This is a genomic window from Solimonas aquatica (assembly GCF_900111015.1).
GTDB classification, from domain to species: domain Bacteria; phylum Pseudomonadota; class Gammaproteobacteria; order Nevskiales; family Nevskiaceae; genus Solimonas; species Solimonas aquatica.
Window position 1 is genome coordinate 538,532 of sequence record NZ_FOFS01000001.1, and the last position, 23,730, is coordinate 562,261.

Sequence of the window (23,730 nt, forward strand, 5' to 3'; positions counted from 1 at the left end):
CGTCACCCAATTTTCGATCTGAACCAGCTGGTCAAGTAACGACCGACCGCGCCTTGGCAGTGCTCAGCTGGTGGCGCGTACCACCAGCTCCGTGGGCAGCATCACCGACTCGGGCGTTTCGCCGGCGACGATCTTCAAGAGCTGATCGACCAGCGCGCGACCGGCATCGACCACCGGTTGGCGCACCGTGCTCAGCTCCGGATGGAAATAGCGCGCCAGTTCGATATCGTCATAGCCGGTCACGGCCACATCATCCGGCACACGCTTGCCCACGGCACGCAGACCGTTGATCACAGTCATCGCCAGCAGATCGCTGCAGGCGAACACGGCGTCGAAGGCAATCTGCGCATCGAGCAGGTGCTTGAGCGCGGCGCGGGCGCTGTCCTCGGCAAAAGCCACCGACAGCTTGAGCTGCTCCGGCACCGTCAGACCGGCGCGCTGATGCGCGAGCAGGAAGCCTTCGAGACGCTGCGCCACTTCAGGAAAACGCGCATCGCCGAAGAACGCGATGCGACGACGACCGCGCTCCAGCAGATGCGCGGTGGCCAGTGCGCCGCCGAGCACATTGTCGCCGCCGACCGTGCAGTAGAGTTGCTGCGGTAACTGAGCCCCCCAGACCACCACCGGCAGACGGCGCAAGGCCATGGCATTGAGCTGATCGTGATGCAGCCACTGTCCGATCATGATGATGCCCACCGCACGCCCGGTGTCGTAGAGACGGCTGACCGCATCCAGATGTTCGGCATCGACACGCGACAGCAGCATGTCGTACCCGCGCTCGGTGAGCGCATCGGCGAGACTGCCGACCATGCTCAGGAAGAAGGGATCGGAAACATGCTGGCGGGTGGCGCTGTCCAGCGGCACCACCACCGCCACCGTGCGGTTCTGCCGCGTGCGCAGGCTCTGCGCGCCGGCATTGATGGAGTAGTTCAGGGAGCGCGCCAGATCGGCGATGCGCTGCCGCGTCTGCTCGTTGATCAGCTGGCTGCCGGCCAGCGCCCGGGAAACGGTGGACACCGAAACTCCCGCCATACGGGCGATATCGGCCATCTGCAGGCGCCGGCTTGCCGCCGGCAGTTCCTGCTGCGCCTTCTCTCGCTTGCTCGATTTGTCAGGCATGAGTCCCAGACCGTGTTCAGTCGCTTGGCGGCATTCTACAAAGCGGCTCCGACTGCATACTGTGTCGCACTTGGCGACAGGAATCACGATACGACTTGCAATCGATTGCAATATGATCTAAAAAATGGCGGCGGGCATGGCTACCGTTTTAATGCAATCGTTTTCATCACAGCGGGCACTTCGGTGCCGGCGCTGCAAAACGACCCCTAGACCGAGCCCGACCAAAACAATACGGAGGATGCTCATGAGAAACCTGTGCTTCACTGTCACGCCCTGGGCTGCCGCCCTGTCCCTGGCCCTGGCCGCGATGGCCAGCGCGCACGCCCAGGAGGCCGCCGAGCCGCCCGCCGCCACCGCGCCGACAGCTGACGCGGCCACCGGCCCGCTGGATCTGGACGAGGTGGTGGTGACCGCCTCGCTGGCCAAGGCCTCCAAGATGGACAGCAGTGTCTCGGTGAGCACCCTGGACGCCGAACAGATTCTGCAGAGCGGCGCCAGCAGCACCGCCGAACTCCTGCGCAGCATCCCCGGGGTGCGCTCGGAATCCTCCGGCGGCGAGAGCAATGCCAATCTCACGGTGCGTGGCGTGCCGATCTCGGCCGGCGGTTCACGCTATGTGCAGTACCAGGAAGACGGCTTGCCGATCCTGCAGTTCGGTGACATCGCCTTCGCCACGCCCGACAGCTTCGTGCGCACCGACCTCTACACCAGCCGCCTGGAAGTGATTCGCGGCGGCTCGGCGTCCACGCTGGCCAGCAATGCGCCCGGCGGCATCATCAATTTCATCAGCAATCGCGGCGAACACCCCGGCGGCAGCGCGGCCATCAGCTATGGCCTGGATTTCGAACAGACCCGCTACGACCTCGCCTATGGCGGTCCTGCCGGAGACAGCAATCGTTTCTTCGTCGCCGGACACTACCGCTCCGGTGAGGGCATGCGCAACGGCGGGGTGGGCATCGAACAAGGCGGTCAGCTGCGCGGCAATTTCACGCACGATTTCGAAAACGGTTCGGTCACGGTCAGCTTCAAGCATCTGGACGATCACTCGCCCACCTATCTGCCGGTGCCGGTGCAGTTCAGCAGCAGCGGCAAGATCTCCCGGCGTCCCGGCATCGACCCGCGCAAGGCCAGCTTCTACTCGCCGTACTGGCAGCTCGACGCCACGCTGGCGCGCGACAACACACGCGTGCTGTCCGACATCAACGACGGCCTCACCGCCAAGACCGATGCCATCGGCGTGGACGCGCAGTTCGATCTGGGCCAGGGCTGGTCGCTGTCGGAGAAGTTCAGCCACGCCAGCAACAGCGGTCGCTTCATCGGCATCTTCCCGGGCGATGATCCGGCCAGCGTCAGCACCACCTACCTCACCGGCCCCAAGGCCGGCCAGGCTTACAACGGCCCGGCCTTCCACGCCGTGGTGTTCAACACCTCGCTGGATGATCTGGGCCTCACCGCCAACGACCTGAAGCTGGAGAAAAGCCTGAACCTCGGCGAGGCCACGGTGAAGGCCAGCGCGGGTATCTACACCGCCACGCAGAATCTCGCCGTCACCTGGAACTTCAACCAGTACCTGCTCGAAGCCAGCGGCAACAAGCCGGCCATGCTCAATGACGCAAGCAATGGCACGGTGGCTTTTGGTGGCTGCTGTTCCAACACCCAGGATTCGCAGTACCGCAGCACCTCGCCGTATGCGGCCCTGAGCCTGAACTTCGGTGCGCTGAACCTGGACGGCAGTCTGCGCCGCGACAAGCAGAAAGCCACCGGCAGCTATAACCAGCTTGGCTTTGCCGGCAGCGGCGCCACGCAGTACGACCTGAGCAAGGCGCGTGCGATCGATTACGAGGTGGACCACAACTCGTATTCGGTGGGCGCCAACTACCGCCTCAGCAACGATCTGGCACTGTTCGCGCGCTACAGCGACGGCGTTGCCTTCAACGCCGACCGCATCACTTTCTTCCACGCCGCCGCGCAGGTGGATGGTTCCTCGCCGGTGCCGGTCAACGAGATCAAGCAGACCGAGGCCGGTGTGAAGTGGCGTCATCAGGATCTGAGCAGCTTCCTCACCTTCTTCCAGGCCAAGACCGACGAAAGCAATTTCGACGTGACCACGCAGAAGGGTAGCGCCAACCGCTACGACGCCAAGGGTGTGGAGCTGGAGCTGGGTTACCGGCTCGGCGGCTTCAGCCTGGGCGGCGGCCTGACCTATACCGATGCCGAGGTGAAGGATTCCACCAGCCCCGCGCTGATCGGCAAGGCCCCCAAGCGTCAGGCCAGGCTGGTGTATCAGCTCACACCCTCCTACGCCATCGGCGAGCTGATGCTGGGCGCCAGCCTGGTCGGCACCGGCAGCGCCAAGGACGACGGCCCGGCCGGAGCGCTCAGCGTCACCCTGCCCTCGTATCTGGTGGTGAACGCCTTCGCCAGCTATCAGCTGGTGACGAACACGGAGCTGGCGCTGAGCGCGAACAATCTTTTCGACACGCTGGGCTACACCGAATCCAACGATGGCCGCCAGGCAGCGCGCGCCATCGATGGCCGCTCGATGAAGGCCAGTCTCAAGTACCGGTTCTAGGCGCATGCAGTGTTGGGAGCGCGGTGGCAGTCCCCTGCGCTGCGCTCCTTCTTTTACAAGGTCGGCCTCATGGATGGGCAAAAACAGATGAACGCGGAGGACGAATACACGGCACGTCTGGCCGTGCACCGCGACAAGCTGCATGCCTGTCTTTACAGCCTCTACGGCCGGCATGCGGATTTTGAAAACTGGTTCGCGCAGCTGCTCCGGCAAGCCGGCCATCGCCATGCGCAACGTAGCGCGGCCCTGCGAGCGCTGGACGCGCGCCGGCAGGCTGCACCCGACTGGTTTGCTCACGAGCGGATGCTGGGCTACTGCGCCTACGTCGATCGCTTCGCCGGCGATCTGCAGGGCCTTGCCCAGCGCATCGACTACCTGCGTGAACTGGGGGTGCGCCATCTGCATCTGCTGCCGTTCCTCAAGATGCGCGCACAGGACAACGACGGCGGCTTTGCGGTTTCCAGCTTCGAGGCGGTGGAGCCGTCCCTGGGCAGCATGGCCGATCTGGAAGCGCTCACCGCCGCCCTGCGCGAAGCGGACATCAGCCTCTGCGCCGACTTCGTGCTCAATCACGTCGCCGACGATCACCCCTGGGCACAGGCGGCCAGAAGCGGTGATGCGCAGCATCGCGCCTTCTTTCATCTGTTCGACGATCAGGCGCAATGCGCACAGTACGAGCGCCATCTGAATCAGGTCTTCCCGCACAGCGCGCCCGGCAATTTCACCTACGTGACAGCGCTCGGCGCCTGGGTGTGGACCACGTTCTATCCCTATCAGTGGGATCTGAACTACGCCAATCCGCAGGTGTTCGCGGCCATGGCCGATGCCCTGCTCCAGCTGGCCAATCGCGGCATCGAGGTGTTTCGCCTGGATTCGGCACCGTTTCTCTGGAAACGCCTGGGCAGCAGCTGCCAGAACCTGCCCGAGGTGCATGTACTGCTCAAGGCGCTGCGCGGCCTGATCGAACTCGTCGCCCCGGGCTGCCTGCTGCTGGCCGAGGCCATCGTGCCCAGCCAGGAACTGCCGCCGTACTTCGGCGCCGGCGATGAATGCCATCTGGCCTATCACAGCAGTCTGATGGCGGCGGGCTGGGCGGCGCTGGCGCAGGAGCGCAGCGACATCCTGCGCGAGGTGATGGCGAGCACGCCGACGCTGCCGATGCCGGCCAGCTGGCTCTGTTATGTGCGCTGTCACGACGACATCGGCTGGCAGGTCCTGGCCAACGACTACCGTCGCATGGGTTCCGGCAGTCATGAACTGCACGCCGTCTCGGCTTTCTACAACGGCCGCGATCCGCGCAGTTATGCGCAGGGCGCGGCCTTCCAGAGCGACGATCCCAAGGCCGCGCACGGCAGCAATGGCATGAGCGCTTCCCTGCTGGGTTTTGAGCGCGCGCGGGATGCGCAGGACACCGAGCTGGCGCTGCGCCGCCTGCTGCTGCTCTACGGCCTGGCCTTCAGCTTCGGCGGACTGCCGGTGATTTACATGGGCGATGAGCTGGCGCAGACCAATGACAGTGCCGACAGTGCGCAGGCCCGCGCCGCCGCCGATGGCCGCTGGCTGCAGCGTCCGGTTCTGGACAGCACACGTCTGGCGCAGCGCCACGATGCGCAGCAGCCCTCCGGGCGCTCCTACCAGGCCTTGCGCGAGCTGATCCAGCTGCGTGCCGCCTTGCCGGAACTGGCCGCGAACGCGCCGCGACAGCTGCTGCGCAGCCAGGAACCGGCGCTGCTGGCCTTCGAGCGCGACGCTTCGCTGCGGGTGCTCGCCAATTTTTCCTCGCGGCCGCTGCCGCTGTCTTCGCTGCGCGCGGAGCTGAACATGCCGGCCTCGGACTGGCATCTGCTGTGGCGCGCGCAGGCCGCGGCCAGTGACGAGGCGCTGCTGCCCTGGGAAATGCTCTGGATGCAGCGCAGATGAGCGATCCCTACGAGGTCCTGCTGTTCGGCGAAGCACTCGTCGATCAGTTCGAGGAACGCACGGTGGTGGGCGGCGCCCCCTTGAATGTCGCGCGCCATCTCGCCGGCCTGGGCCTCAAACCCCTGCTGATCACGCGCATCGGCCGGGATGCCGTCGGCGAGCTGATCCGCGCCGAGTTCGCCCGCTTCGGCCTGTCCGAGGACGCGCTGCAGCTGGATCCGCATCTGGGCAGCGGACGGGTGCGCGTGCATGCGACAGCCGGCGGGGAACATCGTTTCGAGATTTTGGAAGCACGCGCCTACGACGCCATCGAGGCCGCGCCGGCCCTGGCCGCCGCCCGCGCGGCCGCTGGCGCGACGCTCTACTTCGGCAGCCTGGCACAGCGCGCTGCGGGCTCGCGACTGAGTCTGGCGCAGCTGCGCCGCGAACATCGCGGTCCCGGCTTCTGCGATCTGAACTGGCGCGAAAACCAGCTGCCACTGGCGGAAGCGCTGCCCAGCCTGCGTGGCTGCAGCACGCTCAAGCTCAACGAAACGGAGCTGCGGCTGCTGCAGCAACAGCTCTGCCTGCCGTCCAGCACCGCCAGGGCACTGCTGGGTCAGCTCGGCATCGGCCAGCTGCTGGTCAGCTGCGGTGCCCACGGCGCCTGGAGTCTGGACAGCGAAGGCCGGCGCCAGGAAGTGGCGGCACCTGCGCAGGACAGACTGGTCGACACCGTCGGTGCCGGCGATGCCTTTGCCGCCGTGATGCTCTGCGCGCAACGGCGCGGCTGGCCGCTGCCGCAGGCGCTGCAACGCGCCACGGCCTTTGCCAGCGCGATCTGCGGCATTCGCGGCGCGGTGCCCGATTCGCTGGACTTCTACAAGCCCTGGCGCCAAGCCTGGGCATTGCGCTGCGCCTGAAGCACTGCGCGATACTGCCGCGCGCCTTTTCCGCCGACGAGGTCCTTGAATGAGCCTGCCGATGCCGCCGCTGCGCCTGCGCCAGATTCTCAGCATGAATCTGGGCTTCTTCGGCATCCAGTACAGCTTCGGCCTGCAGCAGGCCAACATGAGTCCGCTGTATCGCTATCTGGGCGCCGACGAGGCCAGCCTGCCGTATCTGTGGCTGGCCGGACCGATGACCGGCCTGCTGGTGCAGCCGATCATCGGTGCGCTGAGCGACCGCAACACCAGCCGCCTGGGCCGGCGCACGCCCTACTTCCTGATCGGCGCCATCCTCTGCAGCCTCTGTCTGCTGGCCATGCCCTTCAGTCCCACGCTATGGGCCGCCGCCGGTCTGCTCTGGCTGCTGGACGCCGGCAACAACATCACCATGGAGCCGTATCGCGCCTTCGTCAGCGACCGCCTGCCACCGGCGCAGCGACCGCTGGGCTTTCTCACGCAGAGCGCCTTCACCGGTCTGGGCCAGACCCTGGCCTATCTCACACCCAGCCTACTGGTGCTGCTGGGCATGCCCAAGGACGCGCTCAGCGGCAATCACATTCCGCTGATCACGTATGCGGCCTTCATGATCGGCGCGGTGATTTCCATCGTCACCATCCTGTGGACCGTGCGCAGCACGCCCGAGCCGCCACTGAGTGCAGCGCAGCTCGCCGAGCTGCGCGCGCGCGCCAGCGGCCTGGCGGCGACCTTGCGTGAGGTGTTTGCGGCGCTGCGCGAGATGCCGCCGACCATGCGCCAGCTGGCGCCGATGATGCTCTGCCAGTGGTATGCGATGTTCTGCTACTGGCAGTACATCACACTGTCGCTGGCGCGGACCCTGTTCGACACCGGGGACGCCGGCAGCGCCGGCTTTCGCGAGGCAGGGCTGATCACCGGCCAGATCGGCGCCTTCTACAACTTCGTGGCGTTTCTGAGTGCTTTTGCGCTGGCGCGCTATGCACAACGCTTCGGCGCACGCAGCGTGCACAGCCTCTGCCTGCTCGCCGCCGGCATCGGCATGTGGAGCATTCCCGCCATCCACAGCCAGGCGCTGCTGCTGCTGCCCATGGCCTGCATCGGTCTGGCCTGGGCCAGCATCATGGGCAATCCTTACGTGATGCTCGCCGACAGCCTGCCGCCGCAGCGCACCGGCGTGTACATGGGCATCTTCAATCTCTACATCGTGATTCCGATGCTGATCCAGATCTTCACGCTGCCGCTGATCTACCATCGGCTGCTGGACGGCGATCCGCGTCAGGTGATCCGTCTGGCCGGCCTGCTGATGCTGGCCGCCGCCGCCTGCGGTCTGCTGGTGCGCGCAGGCACGCCCAGCGCGCAGCTGCGCGGCGCCTGAGCTGCCTCAGGCCGCCGCCGCGGCGCCCAGCAAGCCGGTATGCGGGTGCGTGATCAGCTGCGTGGGGACGCGGCTGAGCAAGGCACTGAAGCGACCCTTGGCCTCGAAGCGGTTGCGGAAGGCCTCTTTCTGCAGCCAGGGCAGCAGACGCGGCGTGACGCCGCCGGCCAGATACACCCCATCCCAGGCTCCGCTGCCCAGCACCACATCGCCGGCGAATGCGCCCAGCAAGGCGCAGAACAATTCCACGGTGTGCAGGGCCAGCGCATCCGTGCCGCCGGCCGCGCGCTGCGTGATTTCGGCCGGCTGCAGGACCTGCGCATTCACACCGCGCGTCGTGGCCAGCGCACGATACAGATTCACCAGGCCCGGCCCGGACAGCAGGCGCTCCCAGGACACGCGCGGGAATTCGTCGAGCAATACGCGCAGCACCTCGCGTTCCTCGGCGCTGCCCGGCGCAAAGCCCACGTGTCCCCCTTCGGTTTCGATGACGATGGCCTGATGCTGGCGGAGCAGCAGATGCGCCACGCCCAGGCCGGTGCCGGGACCGAGCACGGCATAGCGCGCCTCGGCGCCGCGCACGGGCGGCGCCGCCACTTCGCCCAGGGCCAGCAGATGCTGCGGCGGCAGGCGCGTCACCGCATAGGCCACGGCGGCGAAGTCGTTGATCAGGCGCAGTTGCGCCAGCTGCAACTGCTGGCGCAGCTGCGGAATCGAAAACCGCCAGGGATTGTTGGTGATGACGATCTCATCACCCGCCACCGGCGCCGCCACCGCCAGCACCGCGCGCGTCGGGGCCGCGCGGCCGATGCCGGCGAGGTAATGGCGCAGGGCATCGGCCAGCGAGGCGAAGTCGGCGGTGTGCAGCTCCTGCACCGCCTCCAGCTCGATATGCGCACCGGCTTCACGCGCCAGCGCAAAGCGGGCATTGGTGCCGCCGATATCCGCCACCAGCAAATCCGGATTTTCGCGCTGCGGGTTCATGATCGCGTCCTTGTTTCAGCTGTCGGTTTCACGGATGCGCCGTGCTCGCAGCGCCTGCTTGCTGCGCTGCAGGCGCTCGGCCGCCGCCGGACCCAGCTTCAGGCCCAGCGCCACCGCCAGCACATCGAGCACCATCAGATGCGCCAGGCGCGACACCATCGGTGCCTGCAAATCCGGATCCTCCGGCACATCGGCCGGCAGCAGAATCGCGGCGCGACGCGCCAGCGGCGAAGCGGCGGTGGTCAGCGCAATCACGCAGGCCCCGGATTCGCGTGCGATCTCCGCCGCCGCGCACAGCTCGCTGCTGCGGCCACTGGCGGAAATCGCCAGCACCACATCGTCATTCTGCAAGACGCCGGCGGCCATCGCCATGCTGTGGCTGTCGCTGTAGCAGGCGGTGTTGAGCCCGTAGCGGAACAGCTTGTGCTGGGCATCCTGGGCGACGATGCCGGAATTGCCCAGACCATAGAACTCCACGCGGCGCGCGCCGGCAATGGCGTTCACCGCCGCCTCCACCGCCGTCACCGGCAGGCGCTGACGCAGGGCCAGCAAGGCGCCCAGCGCGCGATCAAACACCTTGCCGATCACCTGCTCGGTGCCGTCGCCGGCGGCGACATCCTGATGCACCAGCGGCGCGCCCTCGCCCAGGCTCTGCGCGAGACTCAGTTTGAAGCTGCGGAATCCGGAGAAGCCCAGACCGGCGGCGAAGCGCGCCACGGTGGGCTGGCTCACGCCGACGCGGGCGGCGAGTTCGGCAATCGACAGATGCAAGACCTCGGATGGCTGCAGCAGCACGAAATCGGCGACGTTGCGCTCGCTGGGACGCAGCTGCTCGCGGCTGGCGGCGATGCGCAGCAGCAGCGCATTCTGGGCCGGGAGCGGACGCGCCTCAGTCACAGTCGTAGACGGTGAGCGGCGTACCGCCGTACAGCACCGCCGCCACCGGCAGCTCGCTGGGCGGCGCGCTCAGCGCACGCTGCAGGACCGCGCGCTTCACCGGCCCCTGGACCGGCAGCAGCAGCTGGCGCGCGGCGAGCACCGCCGGCAGCGTCAGACTGATGCGCGCATGCGGCGCGCGCGTGGGGCGCACGGCCGCGACGAACGCGGTATTGTCGGCACGCATCGCCGCCGGCGTTTCCACCGCATCGGGAAACAGCGAGGCGGTATGACCGTCCTCGCCCAGACCCAGCACCAGCACATCGCAGTCGGGCAGTTCGCGGCGCTGCAGGGCGCGCGCCTCGTCCAGCCCCTGCTCGGGCGTGGCGGCGGCATTGACCAGCGGCACGAACTTCGCGCCCGCCGCCGCGTTCTGCAGCAGATGCTCGCGCAGCAGGCGTGCGTTGCTGTCGGCATGGGTATCGGCCACCCAGCGGTCATCCACCAGGCCGATCGTCACGCGCGACCAGTCCAGCGCCTCCAGACTCAGCAGTTTGAAGAACGCCACCGGGCTGCGGCCGCCGGACAGGCGCAGGCTGGCATGGCCGCGCGCGGCCAGCGCTTCGCGCATCAGCCCGGCGATGTCCTGCGCCAGCTGCTGCGCCTGCTCGGCGGCATCGCGCGCGGTGCGCAGGCGCAGCGGCGCCGGCAGGGACAGACTCGTCGACATACTCAACTCTCCTCATGCCAGGCCAGACCGTCGCGCGCCAGCAGCGCGCTCGATGCGGTCGGGCCCCAGGTTCCAGCGGGATAGGATTTCGGCGGCAGGGGCTGCTTTTCCCAGGCCTGCATGATCGGCTCCACCCAGGCCCAGGCCGCATCGAGTTCGTCGCGGCGCATGAACAGCGTGAGCCGGCCACGGATCACATCCATGATCAGACGCTCATAGGCGTCCCAGGGCCGCATGTGATAAGTCTCGGCGAAAGCCACGTCCAGGGGAATGGGCTGGATCTGCATGGACTCGCCCGGCACCTTGGCCATCAGATCCAGACGCAGGCCCTCATTGGGCTGCAGGCTGATCACCAGACGGTTGGCGGCGGCACTGCCCGCCACGTTCGGCAGAATCGGATGCGGCACCGCGCGGAAGTTCACCACGATCTCGGCCAGGCGCTCGCTCATGCGCTTGCCGGTGCGCAGGAAGAACGGCACGCCCGACCAGCGCCAGTTGTCGAGTTCGGCGCGGATCGCGACAAAGGTTTCGGTGCGGCTCTGCGCAGGAATACCCGGCTCTTCCAGATAGCCCGGCACCGGCTTGCCGGCGATGGCGCCGGCGCGATACTGGCCGCGCACCACGCGCGTGGCCACATCATCGGTACTCAAGGGCCGCAGCGAGCGCAGCACTTTCAGCTTTTCATCGCGCATGGTGTCGGCCTCGATATTGGCCGGTGGCTCCATGGCGACGATGCACAAGAGCTGCAGCAGATGGTTCTGCACCATGTCGCGCAGCGCGCCGGCGTTGTCGTAAAACTCGCCGCGCCCTTCCACGCCCACGGTCTCGGCGATGGTGATCTGCACATCGCGCACCCAGGCGCGATTCCACAGGGGTTCAAAGAGCAGATTGCCGAAGCGCAGCGCAATCAGGTTCTGCACCGTCTCCTTGCCCAGGTAATGATCGATGCGGAAGATCTGCTCTTCCGCAAACACCCGCCCCACGTCCTCGTTGATGCGCTGCGCCGAGGCGCGGTCGCGGCCCAGGGGTTTTTCCAGAACCACGCGGGCGTTCGGCGTGACCAGACCGGCGGCGCCGAGATTGCCGCAGATGGCGGTGAACAGGCTGGGCGCGGTGGCCAGATAGAACACCCGCACCCGCTGCGGGTCCTGCAGGCGCTGCGCCAGCGCCGCGTAGTCGTCCGGCACGGTGCCATCCAGGCGCTGGTACTCCAGACAGGGCACGAAGCGCTGCCAGGCGGCCTCGGAGAAATCCGCCGCCGGCAGATACTGCCGGCAATGCTGCTCGGCGCGCTGACGGTACTGCTCGTCATTCAGGGCTTCGCGGCCGATGGCGATCACGCGCCAGCCTTGTGCATCGGGACTGTCACGGTGGCGGTAATAGAGCGCCGGAATCAGCTTGCGCATCGCCAGATCGCCGCCACCACCGAACAGCACGAAATCGAATGCTGGTAGCGCCATGCCCGCCCTCTCCTCTCGTCCGGATTTGTGTATTTTTACTACAAAAAATCCAGAGCTGACAAGCAGCCCGTCGAGAAGTGCCACATACCGCGGCAGCGCTTGATTTCCCTTATTAGCTCATTACACTACAGGTGCTTATCGTTTCATCTTGAAGAACGCCGCAGCTCTGAGTCTCGGTGAATCTGTAATTAAACTACAGAAACGCAAGGCCGACTGAAGCCACCAGGACAGGAACATGACCCATCCACTGATTGCCCGTGTCACCGCCCGCATCCAGGAGCGCAGCCGCCCCAGCCGCGAGCCCTACCTCGCCCGCTGCGCCCAGGCGGCGCAAGCCGGCTCGCAGCGTTCGCAACTGTCCTGCACAAACCTTGCCCACGCCATCGCCGCCTCCCCCGCCGAGGAAAAGCAGCAGCTGCGCAATGGCCGCTGGCCCAATCTCGCCATCGTCTCGGCCTACAACGACATGCTGTCGGCGCATCAGCCGTATCAGCGTTACCCGGATCTGATCCGGCAGGCGGCGCGCGAGGTGGGTGCGGTGGCGCAGTTCGCCGGCGGCGTGCCGGCGATGTGCGATGGCGTGACCCAGGGCTACGCCGGCATGGAGCTGTCGCTGTTCTCGCGCGATGTGATTGCCATGGCCACGGCGATTGCCATGTCGCACAACGTCTTCGACGCCGGCCTGTACCTGGGCATCTGCGACAAGATCGTGCCGGGGCTGGTGATCGGCGCGCTGCAGTTCGGTCATCTGCCGGCGATCTTCGTGCCGGGCGGACCGATGAGCACGGGCATGTCCAATCCCGAGAAAGCCAAGATCCGCCAGCTGCATGCGCAAGGCAAGGTGGGACGCGAGGCGCTGCTGGAATCGGAGATGAAGTCCTATCACGAGGCCGGCACCTGCACTTTCTACGGCACCGCCAACAGCAATCAGATGATGATGGAGGTCATGGGCCTGCATCTGCCGGGCGCGGCCTTCGTGACGCCAAACACGGCGCTGCGCGATGCCCTGACCCGCGCCGCCGCGCAGCGTGCCGCGAAGATCTCGCAGCTGGGCGGTGAATACATTCCGATCAGTGCCGTGGTGGACGAGCGCGCCATCGTCAACGCCATCGTCGGCCTGCTCGCCACCGGCGGCTCCACCAATCACACCATCCACCTGGTCGCCATGGCCCGCGCCGCGGGCATCATCATCGACTGGAGCGATTTCGACGCGCTGTCGGCCGAGGTGCCGCTGCTGGCGCGCATCTACCCCAATGGCGGCGCCGATGTGAATCACTTCCACGCCTGCGGCGGCATGGGCTATCTGATCCGCGAGCTGCTGAAGGCCGGCCTGCTGCACGAGGACGTGATGACGGTGGCCGGCCAGGGTCTGGCGCGCTACGCGCAGGAGCCTTATCTGGAAGGCACGCAGCTGGTCTGGCGTGACGCGCCCGACAAGAGCCTGGACGAGAATGTGCTGCGTCCCGCCAGCGCGCCGTTCTCGGCCGACGGCGGCCTGCGCCTGCTGCAGGGCAATCTCGGTCGCGCGGTGATCAAGGTCTCCGCGGTGAAGCCCGAGCATCGCCGGGTGCAGGCGCCGGCCCTGGTCTTCGACAGCCAGGACGCGATGCTGGAAGCCTACAAGCGCGGCGAGCTGCAGCGCGACTTCATTGCCGTGATCCGCTTCCAGGGGCCACGCGCCAATGGCATGCCGGAACTGCACAAGCTCACGCCGGCGCTGGCCAATCTGCAGGACGAGGGTTTCCACGTGGCCCTGGTCACCGATGGCCGCATGTCCGGCGCCTCCGGCAAGGTGCCGGCGGCGATTCACGTCACGCCGGAAGTCTTGAGCGGTGGACCACTGGGCCGCGTGCGCGACGGCGACCTGATTCTGCTCGACGCCGAAGCCGGCCAGCTGGAAGCGCTGGTCGATGCCGCTCAGTGGCAGAGCCGCGAGCAAGCCAGCGCCGATCTGCGCGACAACGGCCATGGCATGGGCCGCGAACTGTTCGCCAACGCCCGCGCCATGGCCAGCGGCGCCGAGCAGGGCGCCATCAGCTTCAACGCCGGCATGGCGGTCTGACGGGAGCCCAGCATGAGCAGCCTCAGTGTGGCAGCGGTGATGAACGACGGCCCGGTGATTCCGGTGATCGTCATCGAAGAACTCGCGCAGGCGGTGCCGATGGCACGCGCCCTGATCGCCGGCGGGGTGCGCGTGCTGGAAGTCACCCTGCGCACGCCGGTGGCGCTGCAGGCGATCCGCCTGATTGCCGACGAGGTGCCGGAGGCCATCATCGGCGCCGGCACCCTGGCCAATGTTGCTGATCTGGAGGCCGCGCTGAAGGCCGGCGCGCGCTTCGGCGTCAGCCCGGGCAGCACCGTGAGCCTGCTGCGTGCGGCACGCAGCGCCGGCCTGCCGCTGCTGCCCGGCGTGATGACTCCCGGCGAGCTGATGTCGGCACTGGATGAGGGCTATGGCGCTCTGAAATTCTTTCCGGCCGTGCCGGCCGGTGGCATCGCCATGCTCAAGGCCCTGCACGGACCCTTCGCGCAAGTGCGCTTCTGCCCCACCGGCGGCATCAGCCCGGCCACTGCCAAGGATTTTCTCGCCCTGCCCAATGTCGCCTGCATCGGTGGCTCCTGGCTGACGCCGGCGGCAGCGGTGAAGTCGGGCGACTGGGCGACGGTGACACGGCTGGCGAGCGAAGCGGTGGCGCTGCGGCCCTGAAAAACCTCGGACCTGAGACCAGGCAGGCTCGCGGCGTCTCAGGTCTCGCCTGCCTAGCTCGCCGCGCCTCCAGCGTGGCTCGGCACCGGCACCTTGGCCAGCTGCGCGGCGATGCGTTGCGGCACCTGATGGCGTACTTCGGCGACGGCGACGCGGATCGCCGTGGCAAAGGCCTGGGCGTCCGCGCTGCCGTGCGATTTGATCACGATGCCGCTCAGGCCCAGCAGGCTGGCACCGTTGTAATTGCGCGGATCCATGCGCTTCTTCAGCGCCTTCAAGGCCGGCAGCGCGGCGATGGCGGCGGCCTTGGTCAGCAGCGAGCGGGTGAACTCCTGCTTGATGTAGTGATACAGCAGCTTGGCCACACCCTCGCCGGTCTTCAGCGCGATGTTGCCGGTGAAACCATCGCAGACCACCAGATCGAGGTCGCGCGTGAACACGCCATCACCTTCGACATAGCCCACGTAGTTGAGCGCCGAGGCCTGCAGCAGCTGTGCCGCCTGCTTGATCACCTCATTGCCCTTGATCTCTTCCTCGCCGATGTTGAGCAAGGCCACGCTGGGCCGCTCGATGCGGCGCGTGGCGGTGAGCATGGCCGAACCCATCAGCGCGAACTGGAACAGCTGCTCGGCGCTGCACTGGGCATTGGCACCCAGATCCAGCATGTGCACATGGCCGTTCATGCTGGGAATGGCGGAGATGATCGCCGGCCGGTCGATGCCCGGCAGGGTCTTGAGCACGAACTTGGCGGTGGCCATCAGCGCGCCGGTGTTACCGGCGGACACCGCCGCCTGCGCCCGACCGTCGCGGACCAGATTGATGGCCACGCGCATCGAAGAGTCTTTCTTGCCGCGCAGGGCCTTGGACGGTGACTCGTCCATGCCCACGGTTTCGCTGGCATGGTGCACCACTACCCGCGTTTCACCCGCCAGCCGATGCTCATGCAGCGCCGGACGCAGCCGCGCCTCGTCGCCGACCAGAATCAGATGCAGCTGGGGATGCTCGTCCAACGCCAAACGGGCGGCGGCCACGACTGTTGCATAGCCGTGATCGCCACCCATCGCATCCAGGGCGAGCGTGATCGGAGCCACTGCGGGCATACGCCGCCGCAGGCAGCGCGATCAGACGAGGCGCAGTCTTACTCGGCCGCGTCGGCGGCCGTCGCGGTGTCGATGACCTTCTTGCCACGGTAGTAGCCGTCGGCGGTCACGTGATGACGGCGATGCGTCTCACCCGAGGTCGGATCGGTGGACAGCGCAGGCGCCTGCGCCTTGTTCTTCCAGTGCGCGTGACGGTGGCCACGATAGGCGCGGGATTTCTTGGAATCTTGAACTGCCATGTCTCTACTCCGTAGGGCCAATCTGGAGGCCCAACACTCAAAAACGAAAAAGTCAGTGCCGCTTCTTGAACTCTTCTTGCAGCTGGAGGAAGGGATTCACCCGTTCTTCCACCTGCTCCACCGCCGCTTCCTGCACTGCAGCGCTGGCCTTGACCGCATTTTCGCATGATTCGCAGCGAGGCAGCATCGGCAAAGCCAGCAGCACCTCGTCTTCGATCAGCTCCTGCAGGGGCAGTTCATCGTCCTGCACCCAGTAGGGCTCGGCATCCTGCAGTGCCGCCGCCTCTTCTTCCTCACTGTGCACCAGCAGCAGATCCATCTCGATCCGCAGCGGCCACTCGAAACTGCGCTCGCAGCGCTGGCAGCAAAACTTCAGGCCGCCCTGCAGCTCACCCTGCAAATGCTCGCGCCCCTGTCGCACGCCGGCCTGCAGTTCCACCTGCAGCGCGCCGCTGGCATCGGCCAGCAAGTCGCGAAGCCTCGGCAGGCTGCGCAAAGCCAGTTCGCCGCGATACGCTTGCCGCTGCGCGATCGCAGCCGAGGCGCGTACGCGTTGCGGAACCGGCATAGGCTGCACCCATTGCGAAAAAGGCCGCGCATCATAGTGAGACAGCCCTTGAAAGTCAAAGAATTTCAATGAGTAATTCCGAAAGCCCGCCCCTGTTGCTGCTGGCCTCGGCCTCGCCTTACCGCGCCGAGCTGCTCCGCCGGCTGCGCCTGCCGTTCAGCGCCCAGGCCTCGGCGGTGGATGAGACGCCGCTGCCCGGCGAAACCGTGGCCGAACTGGTCACGCGCCTGGCACGCGCCAAGGCGCTGGCCCTGGCCCCGGCCCACCCGCAGCACTGGATCATCGGCTCGGATCAGGCCGCCAGCGTCGACGGGCAGATTCTGGGCAAGCCCGGCAGCCTGGAACAGGCGCGCCGCCAGCTGCGCCTGTGCTCGGGCCGGCGCGTGGTGTTCCATACCGGCGTGGCGCTGCTCGCCGACGGCCAGTGCCGGCAGGAACTGGATCTGACCACGGTGGAGTTCCGCGCGCTGGACGAGGCCGCCATCGAGGCCTATCTGGCTGCCGAACCGGCGCTGGACTGCGCCGGCAGCTTTCGCTGCGAGGGCTATGGCATCAGCCTGTTCGAGGCCATCGACAACCGCGATCCCAGTGCGCTGATCGGCCTGCCCCTGATCGCCACCTGCCGTCTGCTGCGCGCCGCCGGCCTGACACTGCCCTGACAGCGCCGTCTCCGCCGCGCCCACAAGGACGCAGGCAGATACCGCGCACCGCCATCAGCAATTTGCTCATTGTCCGGGGGAGCAGCGCAGCCGGAAAATCCAGATCGAATCATCGGGCGTACCACGACCCCGTCATGAGCCACGATCAGGACGCAACGGAAACACTGGGCGGCAAGGAACTGCATGACCTGGAATGCGTCGTGCGTGCCGGCGGCTCGCGGCTGCTGCGCCTGCCGGGCCGCCTGGAGACCCTGTATCTGGCACAGATGCGCCATCAGGCGCGACTCACCCGCGTGCTGCTGGCGCTGCTGCCGGCGCTGATCTGCGGCACCTCGGGCCTCTGGGCCGGCAGCTTCATCAGCCTGCCCGATCCGCTGACGGCCTGGATGCAGACCATCAATCTGCAGGTGATCGTGCCCTCGTTCCTGGCCTTGAGCCTGGTGCAGTGGCGATACAGCCAGCACGCCGCCGCCGAATGGCTGCTGATGGGCGGCTTCATCGCGGTATGCCTGCTGGGCGAATGGATGCGCTTCGAAAGCGCCAGCTACGGCTGGCGCCTCGAACCCTTGCTGATCACCACCATGCCGATCGCGGTGCTGGCACTGGCGCGCATCGGCCTGCTGCGCATGCTGGCCTTCATCGGCGCGTATATCGTGGGCATCAGCCTTGCCGACCAGCTGTTCCAGCATCCCGACTATCAGCGCAGCCCCAGCACCTGGCTGGCCGAGTGGCTGCTGCTGGCGATCATGTTTCTGGCCTACGCGCATTCCCAGTACGCCCGACGCAAGGCCTGGTGCTATGCCGCGCTGCTGCGCGCGCAGGCGGTCACCGATCCGCTCACCGGCCTGAAGAACCGCCGCGCGCTGGAACTGCAGTACGAAGCGGTGCGCGCCGCGCTGCAGCGCCATCCGGCGCCGGTGAGCCTGATCGCGGTGGACGTCGATTACTTCAAGCTGATCAATGACAGCTACGGGCATGCCTATGGCGATGGCCTGCTCACTGCCTTCGCCGCCCGCCTCGCCCAGTTCGCGCGGCGGCCGCTGGACGCTGCAGTACGCCTGGGCGGAGACGAATTCATCCTGCTGCTGCCGGAGTGCGACGCCGCGGCCGCCGAGCAGATCGCACAGAATCTGGTGCAGGACATCCGCGCCCTGGGCCTGGACAACCGCCAGTCGCCGCACCGCGTCCTCACCACCAGCGCCGGCGTCGCCACCTGCCAGGAAGCGCTGCCGCTCTGGGAGCTGATGCGCAAGGCCGATGCCGCGCTGTACCGGGCCAAGAGCCGCGGCCGCAGCTGCGTGGCCAGCTTCGAAGCCGGGATGCTGGAGACGCCGCCGGTGCCGGCCCGGGCGCTGCGGGCCTGAAGCCTGCCGCCAGCGCGCAGATGACAAAAACCCCCTTGCGCCGGCGCCGGCCGCAAGGGGGTTTTTCGACTGGCCGCCGGATCAGAACAGATCGACCGTACCGCTCTGCATGCTCACCTGCGCCACCGGCTGATGCACCGGCTTGCGCCAGTCCACCGCCGCCGGACGACGCTCGCCGGCCGGCTTGTCGGTATCGCCCAGCTCCACGCTGATGGCTTCCACGCGCTGCGCATGGGCACGCGCGGTGGCCAGGGCCTGGGTCGAGATGTCTTCAAACTGCAGGCAGCGCACCGCGCGGCCCACCGATTCGGCGATACGCTCGCGGGCGCCGCCCACGGCGCGGATGCCGCCGGTGAGCGCGTTGTTGATGTCGTCCACCTGACGCAGCAGACGGCTGACTTCGTCGCGGGCGCCGTTGGACAGGCTCATGTCGCGGGTGGCCATGGCATCGACGGTTTCGCGCGCCTTGGCGATGGCTTCCTTGGAGCCGGACACCAGCTTGCGGATCTGCTCGTTGAAACTGGTGGAACGTTCGGAGAGGTTGCGCACTTCTTCCGCCACCACCGCGAAGCCGCGACCGGCCTCGCCGGCACGCGCCGCTTCGATGGCGGCATTGAGCGCCATCAGATTGGTCTGATCGGCAATCGACTTCACATCGCTGAGCAGATCGAAGATCGCGTCGAGCTGCTTGACCATGGTGTCGATCTGCTGCACGGTCGCCACGCTCTGGCCGGCGACTTCCGACAGCGACTGCGCGAGATTGTTCATCAGGCCCGCCGCCGCCTCGGCAAAGCGCCGCACGTTGACGCCGGCGCCGCTGGCACCGTCCTGGCTGAGCATGCCGGCCACCGCATCTTCCTGCATCTTGGCCTGGCGGTTCATTTCCTCGAAGGCCGCGCCCAGCTGCTTGACCGCATCGCTGATCAGGCCGCGCACGCGTTCGACTTCGCTGCCGGCGGCCGAGGCTTCCTGCGCCAGCCCGGCGCGGATTTCGGAGACCATCTGTTCCTGATGCCGCACGCGGCCGCTGAGGCGGCCCAGTTCGGCCAGCTCGGTTTCACGCAGGCGCGCCTGATACACCGCCAGCGCGGCCCAGGCCAGCACTGCCAGCAGACCGCTGCTCCAGCCCCAGATGGCCTGCGGCGCTACGGCAAGCAGCAGCACGTGCAGAACCGTCAAGGCCGCGGGTGCGGCAAATGATTTCCACTGTGAAGACGGCATAAGGCTAGACTCCTGAGCTGATTGAGGCGACACGGCACTTCTATTTGCAAATGGTAGCGGCCGTGACCGGCATGCCTGGATACCGGTCGGCACCGCGCAGACGCCGCTCGCCGGTCGCAGTGCGGCCATTCACAGGGTTTCGGCCCAATCCAGCAGGCGGTTGGTGATCTGGTTGAGCGGCAACACCAGTTCGGCGGCACCGAGCTTGTAGGCGGCGCCGGGCATGCCCCAGACCACGCAGCTGGCCTCGTCCTGCACCAGGGTGCGGGCCCCTGCCTCACGCAGCGCGCGCATGCCTCTTGCCCCGTCGTCGCCCATGCCGGTGAGTATGGCCGCCACCACATTGCGTCCGGCGCAGCGCGCCAGCGAGTTGAACATCACATCGACGCTGGGCCGATGACGGTTCTCCGGCGGCGCATCGCTCAGATGGCAGACATAGCGTGCGCCCGAGCGGGTGATTTCCAGATGCCGGTCGCCCGGCGCGATATAGACGTGCCCCGGCACGATCTGCTGTCCGTCACTGGCCTGGAACACGCGCATCGCCGAGCTGCGATCCATGCGCGCCGCAAACGGCGCGCTGAACATCGCGGGAATGTGCTGGGTGATGACGATGGCGGGCGCATCGGCCGGCATCGTCTCCAGCACTTCCTTGATCGCCTCGGTGCCGCCGGTGGAGGCACCGATGGCGATGATCTTTTCGGTGCTGCGGAAGGGCTTGCGCGCGCGCGCCGCCGGTGCCGAAGTCGGCTCCTGCCGGCGCGGCCGGGCGCGGGCCGCAGTCTTGACCTTCTCCCGCAGCATGTCGGCGTAGTCGCGCAGGCCGGCGGCGACGTCGATCTTGGGCTTGGTGACGAAATCCACCGCGCCGATCTCCAGCGCATCCAGGGTGATGTCGGCGCCGGCCTCGGTGAGCGAGGACACCATCAGCACCGGCATCGGCCGCAGCCGCATCAGGTTCTCCAGGAAGGTGAGGCCGTCCATGCGCGGCATCTCCACATCCAGGGTCAGCACATCGGGCTGCAGCTGCTTGATCTTGTCGCGCGCCACGAAGGGATCGGGCGCGGTGCCCACCACCTCGATTTCGGCATCCTCGGAAAGAATCTCGGTCATCAGATTCCGCACCACGGCGGAATCGTCCACGATCAACACTCGAATGGCCATCAGAAGAGCTCCACGGAACCGGCCTTGGGCTGCTGCCGGATCTGCTTGAGATAACGGACTTCCTCGTCACGCACCGCCTCGCGATCGGTGATCGGCAGGCGCCGCACCAAGGCGCGCCCGTCGCGCGGAAAGTAGTGAACGCGGCGCGGCACGATGTCGCCCAGATCCGCCGCCAGCACTGGAATACGTTCGTCCTGCAGATACCTCAGGACGAACTCGCAATTGCGCTCGCCGACGTTTCCGAACTTCATGCCGGCCAGCACCGCGCCGCCGCCGAACACCTTGGCTTCCAGGTGTTCGCGCCGGGCGCCGCGCTTGAGCAGTTCGTTGATCATCATTTCCATGGCATAGCTGCCATAGCGTGCCGAGTCATTGCCCGGCGCCGAGAGCCCGGCATCGGGCAGCAGGAAATGATTCATGCCGCCGATGCCGCTGCGCGGATCGCGGATGCACGCCGATACGCAGGAGCCCAGCAGCGTCACCAGCATCACGTCCTCGCCGGTGGCAACGAATTCGCCCGGCGCCACCTTGACCGCCATGGCATCAAAACGATTGTCGTAGTAGCGACCGGCATGTTCGGAATCATCGTCCTTGCGCTGGCGGCTACGCTTCAACGCGCGCGTCGGTAAATCGTTCGCCCACATGGTTGGATCAGATCGGTGGCGTGGAAAAAGCTTTCCGAATGGCCGGTAAACAGCAGGCCGTCGGGCGTCAGCAGCGGAACCATCTTTTGCAACACGCGATACTGGGTGGGCTTGTCGAAATAGATCATCACATTGCGGCAGAAGATCACCGTGAACGGCCCCTTGAGCGGCCACTGCGGATCGAGCAGATTGAGCTGCTGGAAGCTCACCATTGCCCGCAGCTCGTCGCGCACCCGCACGTAACCCTGCGCCGAACCCGAACCGCGCAGGAAGAAGCGCCTCTTGCGTTCCTCACTGAGCTTTTCGATGCGGTCGAGCGCGTAGACGCCCTGGCGCGCGGTCTCCAGCACATTGGTATCCAGGTCGGTGGCCAGGATGCGCACCCGCAGCCGCACCTTGTCCAGGGCCTCCATCACCGTGATCGCCATGGAATAGGGCTCTTCACCGGTGGACGAGGCCGAAGACCACAACAACACCTCGGAGCCGGGCGTCTGCTTCAGCAGCAGTTCGTACAGGCGGTCGAAGTGGTGCGCCTCGCGAAAGAACGAGGTGAGATTGGTGGTCAGCGCGTTGACGAAGGCTTCCCATTCCGCTGACAGGGGATCGTCCAGATCGTCGAGATAGGCCTTGAAGCTGTCGATCTGGCGCGCGCGCAGACGCCGCGCCAGACGACTGTAGACCATGTCCTGCTTGCTGGGCGCCAGGGCGATGCCCGCGCGCTGATAAATCAGCTTGCGCACGCGTTCGAAGTCAGCCGGTGTGAATTCGAACTCGCGCGTGCTGTCTGGTAAGACGGCTTGGGTCATGCTCAAAGCTCTCGTGGTAGCTGGATGGCGGATTGCCGCTGGGACTTAAAACTCCGTCCAGCGGCTGTCCTTCTCCGCGCCTTCCGCCACCTTGGCGGGGGCCTTCGGCGGCATCTTGGCCATCGCAGCGGCTGCCGGCTTGAGCTTGCCGACCGCCGGCTTGGACTGCCGGTTGGCAGGATGCGCAACCGAAGCCATCACCGTATCCAGGCGGAAGCGGCTCACCGATTCGGACAGGGACACGGTCTGCTCTTCCAGAGAGCGCGCCGAGGCCGAGGCCTGCTCCACCAGGGCGGCGTTCTGCTGCGTCACCTCATCCATCTGCGAGATGGCCTTGTTGACCTGCTCGATGCCCTGGCTCTGTTCCTGCGAAGCGGCGCTGATTTCGGCCATGATGTCTGTCACGCGCTTCACGCTGTTGACGATTTCCTCCATGGTCTTGCCGGCGTGCTCGACCAGCTTGCTGCCGTTGCCGACCTTCTCCACGGAGTCGCCGATCAGGCTCTTGATCTCCTTGGCGGCGGCCGCCGAGCGCTGCGCCAGGCTGCGCACTTCCGAGGCCACCACTGCGAAGCCGCGACCCTGTTCGCCGGCCCGCGCAGCCTCGACGGCAGCGTTCAGGGCCAGGATATTGGTCTGGAAGGCGATGCCGTCGATGACGCTGATGATGTCGACGATCTTGCGGCTGGCCTCGTTGATGGCCGCCATGGTGGTGACCACCTCGCCGACCACTTCGCCACCCTTGCGCGCGACATCGGAGGCGCCCATCGCCAGCTGGTTGGCCTGGCGGGCGTTCTCGGCGTTCTGCCGCACCGTCGAGGTCAGCTCCTCCATGGACGAGGAGGTTTCTTCGAGGCTGGCCGCCTGCTGTTCGGTGCGACCGGACAGATCGGCATTGCCCACCGCGATTTCCTTGGCCGCGGTGTTGATGGTGTTGGTGGCCAGCTGGATCTGCGAAACGATCTCGCCCAGCTGCCGCACCGTGTGATTGGCGTCTTCCTTCATCTTGTCGAAGTCGCCGCGGTAATCGGAGTGGATGAACTGGGTCAGATCGCCCGTCGCCAGCGCCGAGAGCAGACGGCCGGTTTCGTTGATCGGCGCCACCACCGCATCCAGGGTGTCATTGACGCCCTGCACGATCTTGCGGAAGTCACCCTCGTGCTTGCTGGCATCGGCGCGCGTCGCCAGACGGCCTTCCACCGCCGCCTGCGAGAGCATGTCGGCGTCGGCCACCAGCTTGTTGACGGCGTCAATGGCGCGGTTGAGGTTGTTCTTGATGGTGTTGAAATCACCGTTGTAGTTGTCGGTGATCGGCGTCGGGAT

General features: G+C 66.7%; 21 protein-coding genes. 8 read left to right on the forward strand and 13 right to left on the reverse strand.

Annotated elements, in window-relative coordinates:
* Positions 1 to 63 precede the first annotated feature (63 nt).
* Positions 64 to 1,119 (reverse strand): LacI family DNA-binding transcriptional regulator, encoded by a 1,056-nt coding sequence (locus BMY12_RS02395; protein ID WP_218140030.1) that lies wholly within the window; start codon positions 1,117 to 1,119, stop codon positions 64 to 66.
* A gap of 244 nt (positions 1,120 to 1,363) precedes the next feature.
* On the opposite strand from BMY12_RS02395, the gene BMY12_RS02400 reads away from it, so the two are divergent.
* The 4 genes from BMY12_RS02400 (at position 1,364) to BMY12_RS02415 (ending at position 7,888) form a co-directional block, all read left to right on the forward strand.
* The gene (locus BMY12_RS02400) at positions 1,364 to 3,691 is read left to right on the forward strand and encodes a TonB-dependent receptor domain-containing protein (protein ID WP_093281459.1); all 2,328 of its coding nucleotides are present in this window, start codon (positions 1,364 to 1,366) and stop codon (positions 3,689 to 3,691) included.
* 87 nt (positions 3,692 to 3,778) lie between these two features.
* Positions 3,779 to 5,611 (forward strand): alpha-amylase family glycosyl hydrolase, encoded by a 1,833-nt coding sequence (locus tag BMY12_RS02405; RefSeq protein ID WP_177188801.1) that lies wholly within the window; start codon positions 3,779 to 3,781, stop codon positions 5,609 to 5,611.
* On the forward strand, positions 5,608 to 6,513 hold the full coding sequence (locus tag BMY12_RS02410; RefSeq protein ID WP_093281464.1) for a PfkB family carbohydrate kinase: 906 nt from the start codon (positions 5,608 to 5,610) through the stop codon (positions 6,511 to 6,513). The genes BMY12_RS02405 and BMY12_RS02410 overlap by 4 nt, the downstream gene beginning before the upstream one ends.
* Positions 6,514 to 6,562: 49 nt before the next feature.
* Entirely contained in the window at positions 6,563 to 7,888 is a 1,326-nt protein-coding gene (locus tag BMY12_RS02415; RefSeq protein ID WP_093281467.1) for an MFS transporter, read from the forward strand.
* A 6-nt stretch (positions 7,889 to 7,894) separates the two neighbouring features.
* Here BMY12_RS02415 and glk read toward each other — a convergent pair whose 3' ends face one another.
* Genes glk through zwf form a run of 4 tightly spaced genes read right to left on the reverse strand, consistent with a single transcriptional unit; the run spans position 7,895 to position 11,938 of the window.
* Positions 7,895 to 8,872, reverse strand: a complete 978-nt coding sequence (gene glk / locus BMY12_RS02420) for a glucokinase (protein WP_093281469.1) — start codon at positions 8,870 to 8,872, stop codon at positions 7,895 to 7,897.
* 15 nt (positions 8,873 to 8,887) lie between these two features.
* A complete protein-coding gene (locus BMY12_RS02425; RefSeq protein WP_093281471.1) occupies positions 8,888 to 9,769 on the reverse strand; it encodes an SIS domain-containing protein in 882 nt (293 codons plus the stop codon).
* On the reverse strand, positions 9,762 to 10,478 hold the full coding sequence (gene pgl, locus BMY12_RS02430) for a 6-phosphogluconolactonase (protein WP_093281474.1): 717 nt from the start codon (positions 10,476 to 10,478) through the stop codon (positions 9,762 to 9,764). Before pgl ends, BMY12_RS02425 begins: the two co-directional genes overlap by 8 nt.
* Before the next feature lie 2 nt (positions 10,479 to 10,480).
* A complete protein-coding gene (gene zwf, locus BMY12_RS02435) occupies positions 10,481 to 11,938 on the reverse strand; it encodes a glucose-6-phosphate dehydrogenase (RefSeq protein ID WP_093281476.1) in 1,458 nt (485 codons plus the stop codon).
* A 235-nt stretch (positions 11,939 to 12,173) separates the two neighbouring features.
* On the opposite strand from zwf, the gene edd reads away from it, so the two are divergent.
* Together edd and BMY12_RS02445 are read left to right on the forward strand one after the other, a co-directional pair.
* The gene (gene edd, locus BMY12_RS02440) at positions 12,174 to 14,000 is read left to right on the forward strand and encodes a phosphogluconate dehydratase (protein ID WP_093281479.1); all 1,827 of its coding nucleotides are present in this window, start codon (positions 12,174 to 12,176) and stop codon (positions 13,998 to 14,000) included.
* A 12-nt stretch (positions 14,001 to 14,012) separates the two neighbouring features.
* Positions 14,013 to 14,645: a bifunctional 4-hydroxy-2-oxoglutarate aldolase/2-dehydro-3-deoxy-phosphogluconate aldolase gene (locus BMY12_RS02445; protein ID WP_177188802.1), complete on the forward strand. Its 633-nt coding sequence runs from the start codon at positions 14,013 to 14,015 to the stop codon at positions 14,643 to 14,645.
* 53 nt (positions 14,646 to 14,698) lie between these two features.
* Here BMY12_RS02445 and plsX read toward each other — a convergent pair whose 3' ends face one another.
* From plsX to BMY12_RS02460, 3 genes are read right to left on the reverse strand one after another with little or no spacing between them, the layout of a single operon-like run.
* Positions 14,699 to 15,745, reverse strand: coding sequence for a phosphate acyltransferase PlsX (plsX, locus tag BMY12_RS02450; RefSeq protein WP_093281482.1), 1,047 nt, complete (start codon positions 15,743 to 15,745; stop codon positions 14,699 to 14,701).
* Between the two features lie 38 nt (positions 15,746 to 15,783).
* On the reverse strand, positions 15,784 to 15,984 hold the full coding sequence (gene rpmF, locus BMY12_RS02455) for a 50S ribosomal protein L32 (protein ID WP_093281484.1): 201 nt from the start codon (positions 15,982 to 15,984) through the stop codon (positions 15,784 to 15,786).
* Between the two features lie 52 nt (positions 15,985 to 16,036).
* Complete coding sequence (locus tag BMY12_RS02460) at positions 16,037 to 16,552, reverse strand: YceD family protein (RefSeq protein ID WP_093281486.1); 516 nt, start codon at positions 16,550 to 16,552, stop codon at positions 16,037 to 16,039.
* 68 nt (positions 16,553 to 16,620) lie between these two features.
* On the opposite strand from BMY12_RS02460, the gene BMY12_RS02465 reads away from it, so the two are divergent.
* Both BMY12_RS02465 and BMY12_RS02470 read left to right on the forward strand, forming a co-directional pair.
* Positions 16,621 to 17,211, forward strand: coding sequence for a Maf family protein (locus BMY12_RS02465; protein ID WP_093281488.1), 591 nt, complete (start codon positions 16,621 to 16,623; stop codon positions 17,209 to 17,211).
* A gap of 134 nt (positions 17,212 to 17,345) precedes the next feature.
* Positions 17,346 to 18,575: a GGDEF domain-containing protein gene (locus BMY12_RS02470; RefSeq protein WP_093281491.1), complete on the forward strand. Its 1,230-nt coding sequence runs from the start codon at positions 17,346 to 17,348 to the stop codon at positions 18,573 to 18,575.
* Between the two features lie 81 nt (positions 18,576 to 18,656).
* On the opposite strand, the gene BMY12_RS02475 is transcribed toward BMY12_RS02470, so the two are convergent.
* From BMY12_RS02475 to BMY12_RS02495, 5 genes are all read right to left on the reverse strand, one after another.
* The gene (locus BMY12_RS02475; RefSeq protein WP_177188803.1) at positions 18,657 to 19,754 is read right to left on the reverse strand and encodes a methyl-accepting chemotaxis protein; all 1,098 of its coding nucleotides are present in this window, start codon (positions 19,752 to 19,754) and stop codon (positions 18,657 to 18,659) included.
* Between the two features lie 171 nt (positions 19,755 to 19,925).
* Positions 19,926 to 20,957 (reverse strand): protein-glutamate methylesterase/protein-glutamine glutaminase, encoded by a 1,032-nt coding sequence (locus BMY12_RS02480; RefSeq protein WP_093281495.1) that lies wholly within the window; start codon positions 20,955 to 20,957, stop codon positions 19,926 to 19,928.
* Entirely contained in the window at positions 20,957 to 21,496 is a 540-nt protein-coding gene (cheD, locus tag BMY12_RS02485) for a chemoreceptor glutamine deamidase CheD (RefSeq protein WP_366516775.1), read from the reverse strand. The genes BMY12_RS02480 and cheD overlap by 1 nt, the downstream gene beginning before the upstream one ends.
* Before the next feature lie 71 nt (positions 21,497 to 21,567).
* The gene (locus tag BMY12_RS02490) at positions 21,568 to 22,407 is read right to left on the reverse strand and encodes a CheR family methyltransferase (protein WP_093281500.1); all 840 of its coding nucleotides are present in this window, start codon (positions 22,405 to 22,407) and stop codon (positions 21,568 to 21,570) included.
* A gap of 45 nt (positions 22,408 to 22,452) precedes the next feature.
* Positions 22,453 to 23,730 (reverse strand): methyl-accepting chemotaxis protein (locus tag BMY12_RS02495; RefSeq protein WP_245732321.1); only part of this gene is annotated, 1,278 nt, incomplete at its 5' end.

Coding starts and splice junctions, on each gene's coding strand:
- BMY12_RS02395 (WP_218140030.1), bottom strand. CDS start 1,119: ATGCCTGACAAATCGAGCAAGCGAGAGAAGGCGCAGCAGGAACTGCCG.
- BMY12_RS02400 (WP_093281459.1), top strand. CDS start 1,364: ATGAGAAACCTGTGCTTCACTGTCACGCCCTGGGCTGCCGCCCTGTCC.
- BMY12_RS02405 (WP_177188801.1), top strand. CDS start 3,779: ATGAACGCGGAGGACGAATACACGGCACGTCTGGCCGTGCACCGCGAC.
- BMY12_RS02410 (WP_093281464.1), top strand. CDS start 5,608: ATGAGCGATCCCTACGAGGTCCTGCTGTTCGGCGAAGCACTCGTCGAT.
- BMY12_RS02415 (WP_093281467.1), top strand. CDS start 6,563: ATGAGCCTGCCGATGCCGCCGCTGCGCCTGCGCCAGATTCTCAGCATG.
- glk (WP_093281469.1), bottom strand. CDS start 8,872: ATGAACCCGCAGCGCGAAAATCCGGATTTGCTGGTGGCGGATATCGGC.
- pgl (WP_093281474.1), bottom strand. CDS start 10,478: ATGTCGACGAGTCTGTCCCTGCCGGCGCCGCTGCGCCTGCGCACCGCG.
- zwf (WP_093281476.1), bottom strand. CDS start 11,938: ATGGCGCTACCAGCATTCGATTTCGTGCTGTTCGGTGGTGGCGGCGAT.
- edd (WP_093281479.1), top strand. CDS start 12,174: ATGACCCATCCACTGATTGCCCGTGTCACCGCCCGCATCCAGGAGCGC.
- BMY12_RS02445 (WP_177188802.1), top strand. CDS start 14,013: ATGAGCAGCCTCAGTGTGGCAGCGGTGATGAACGACGGCCCGGTGATT.
- plsX (WP_093281482.1), bottom strand. CDS start 15,745: ATGCCCGCAGTGGCTCCGATCACGCTCGCCCTGGATGCGATGGGTGGC.
- rpmF (WP_093281484.1), bottom strand. CDS start 15,984: ATGGCAGTTCAAGATTCCAAGAAATCCCGCGCCTATCGTGGCCACCGT.
- BMY12_RS02460 (WP_093281486.1), bottom strand. CDS start 16,552: ATGCCGGTTCCGCAACGCGTACGCGCCTCGGCTGCGATCGCGCAGCGG.
- BMY12_RS02465 (WP_093281488.1), top strand. CDS start 16,621: ATGAGTAATTCCGAAAGCCCGCCCCTGTTGCTGCTGGCCTCGGCCTCG.
- BMY12_RS02470 (WP_093281491.1), top strand. CDS start 17,346: ATGAGCCACGATCAGGACGCAACGGAAACACTGGGCGGCAAGGAACTG.
- BMY12_RS02480 (WP_093281495.1), bottom strand. CDS start 20,957: ATGGCCATTCGAGTGTTGATCGTGGACGATTCCGCCGTGGTGCGGAAT.
- cheD (WP_366516775.1), bottom strand. CDS start 21,496: ATGGCGGTCAAGGTGGCGCCGGGCGAATTCGTTGCCACCGGCGAGGAC.
- BMY12_RS02490 (WP_093281500.1), bottom strand. CDS start 22,407: ATGACCCAAGCCGTCTTACCAGACAGCACGCGCGAGTTCGAATTCACA.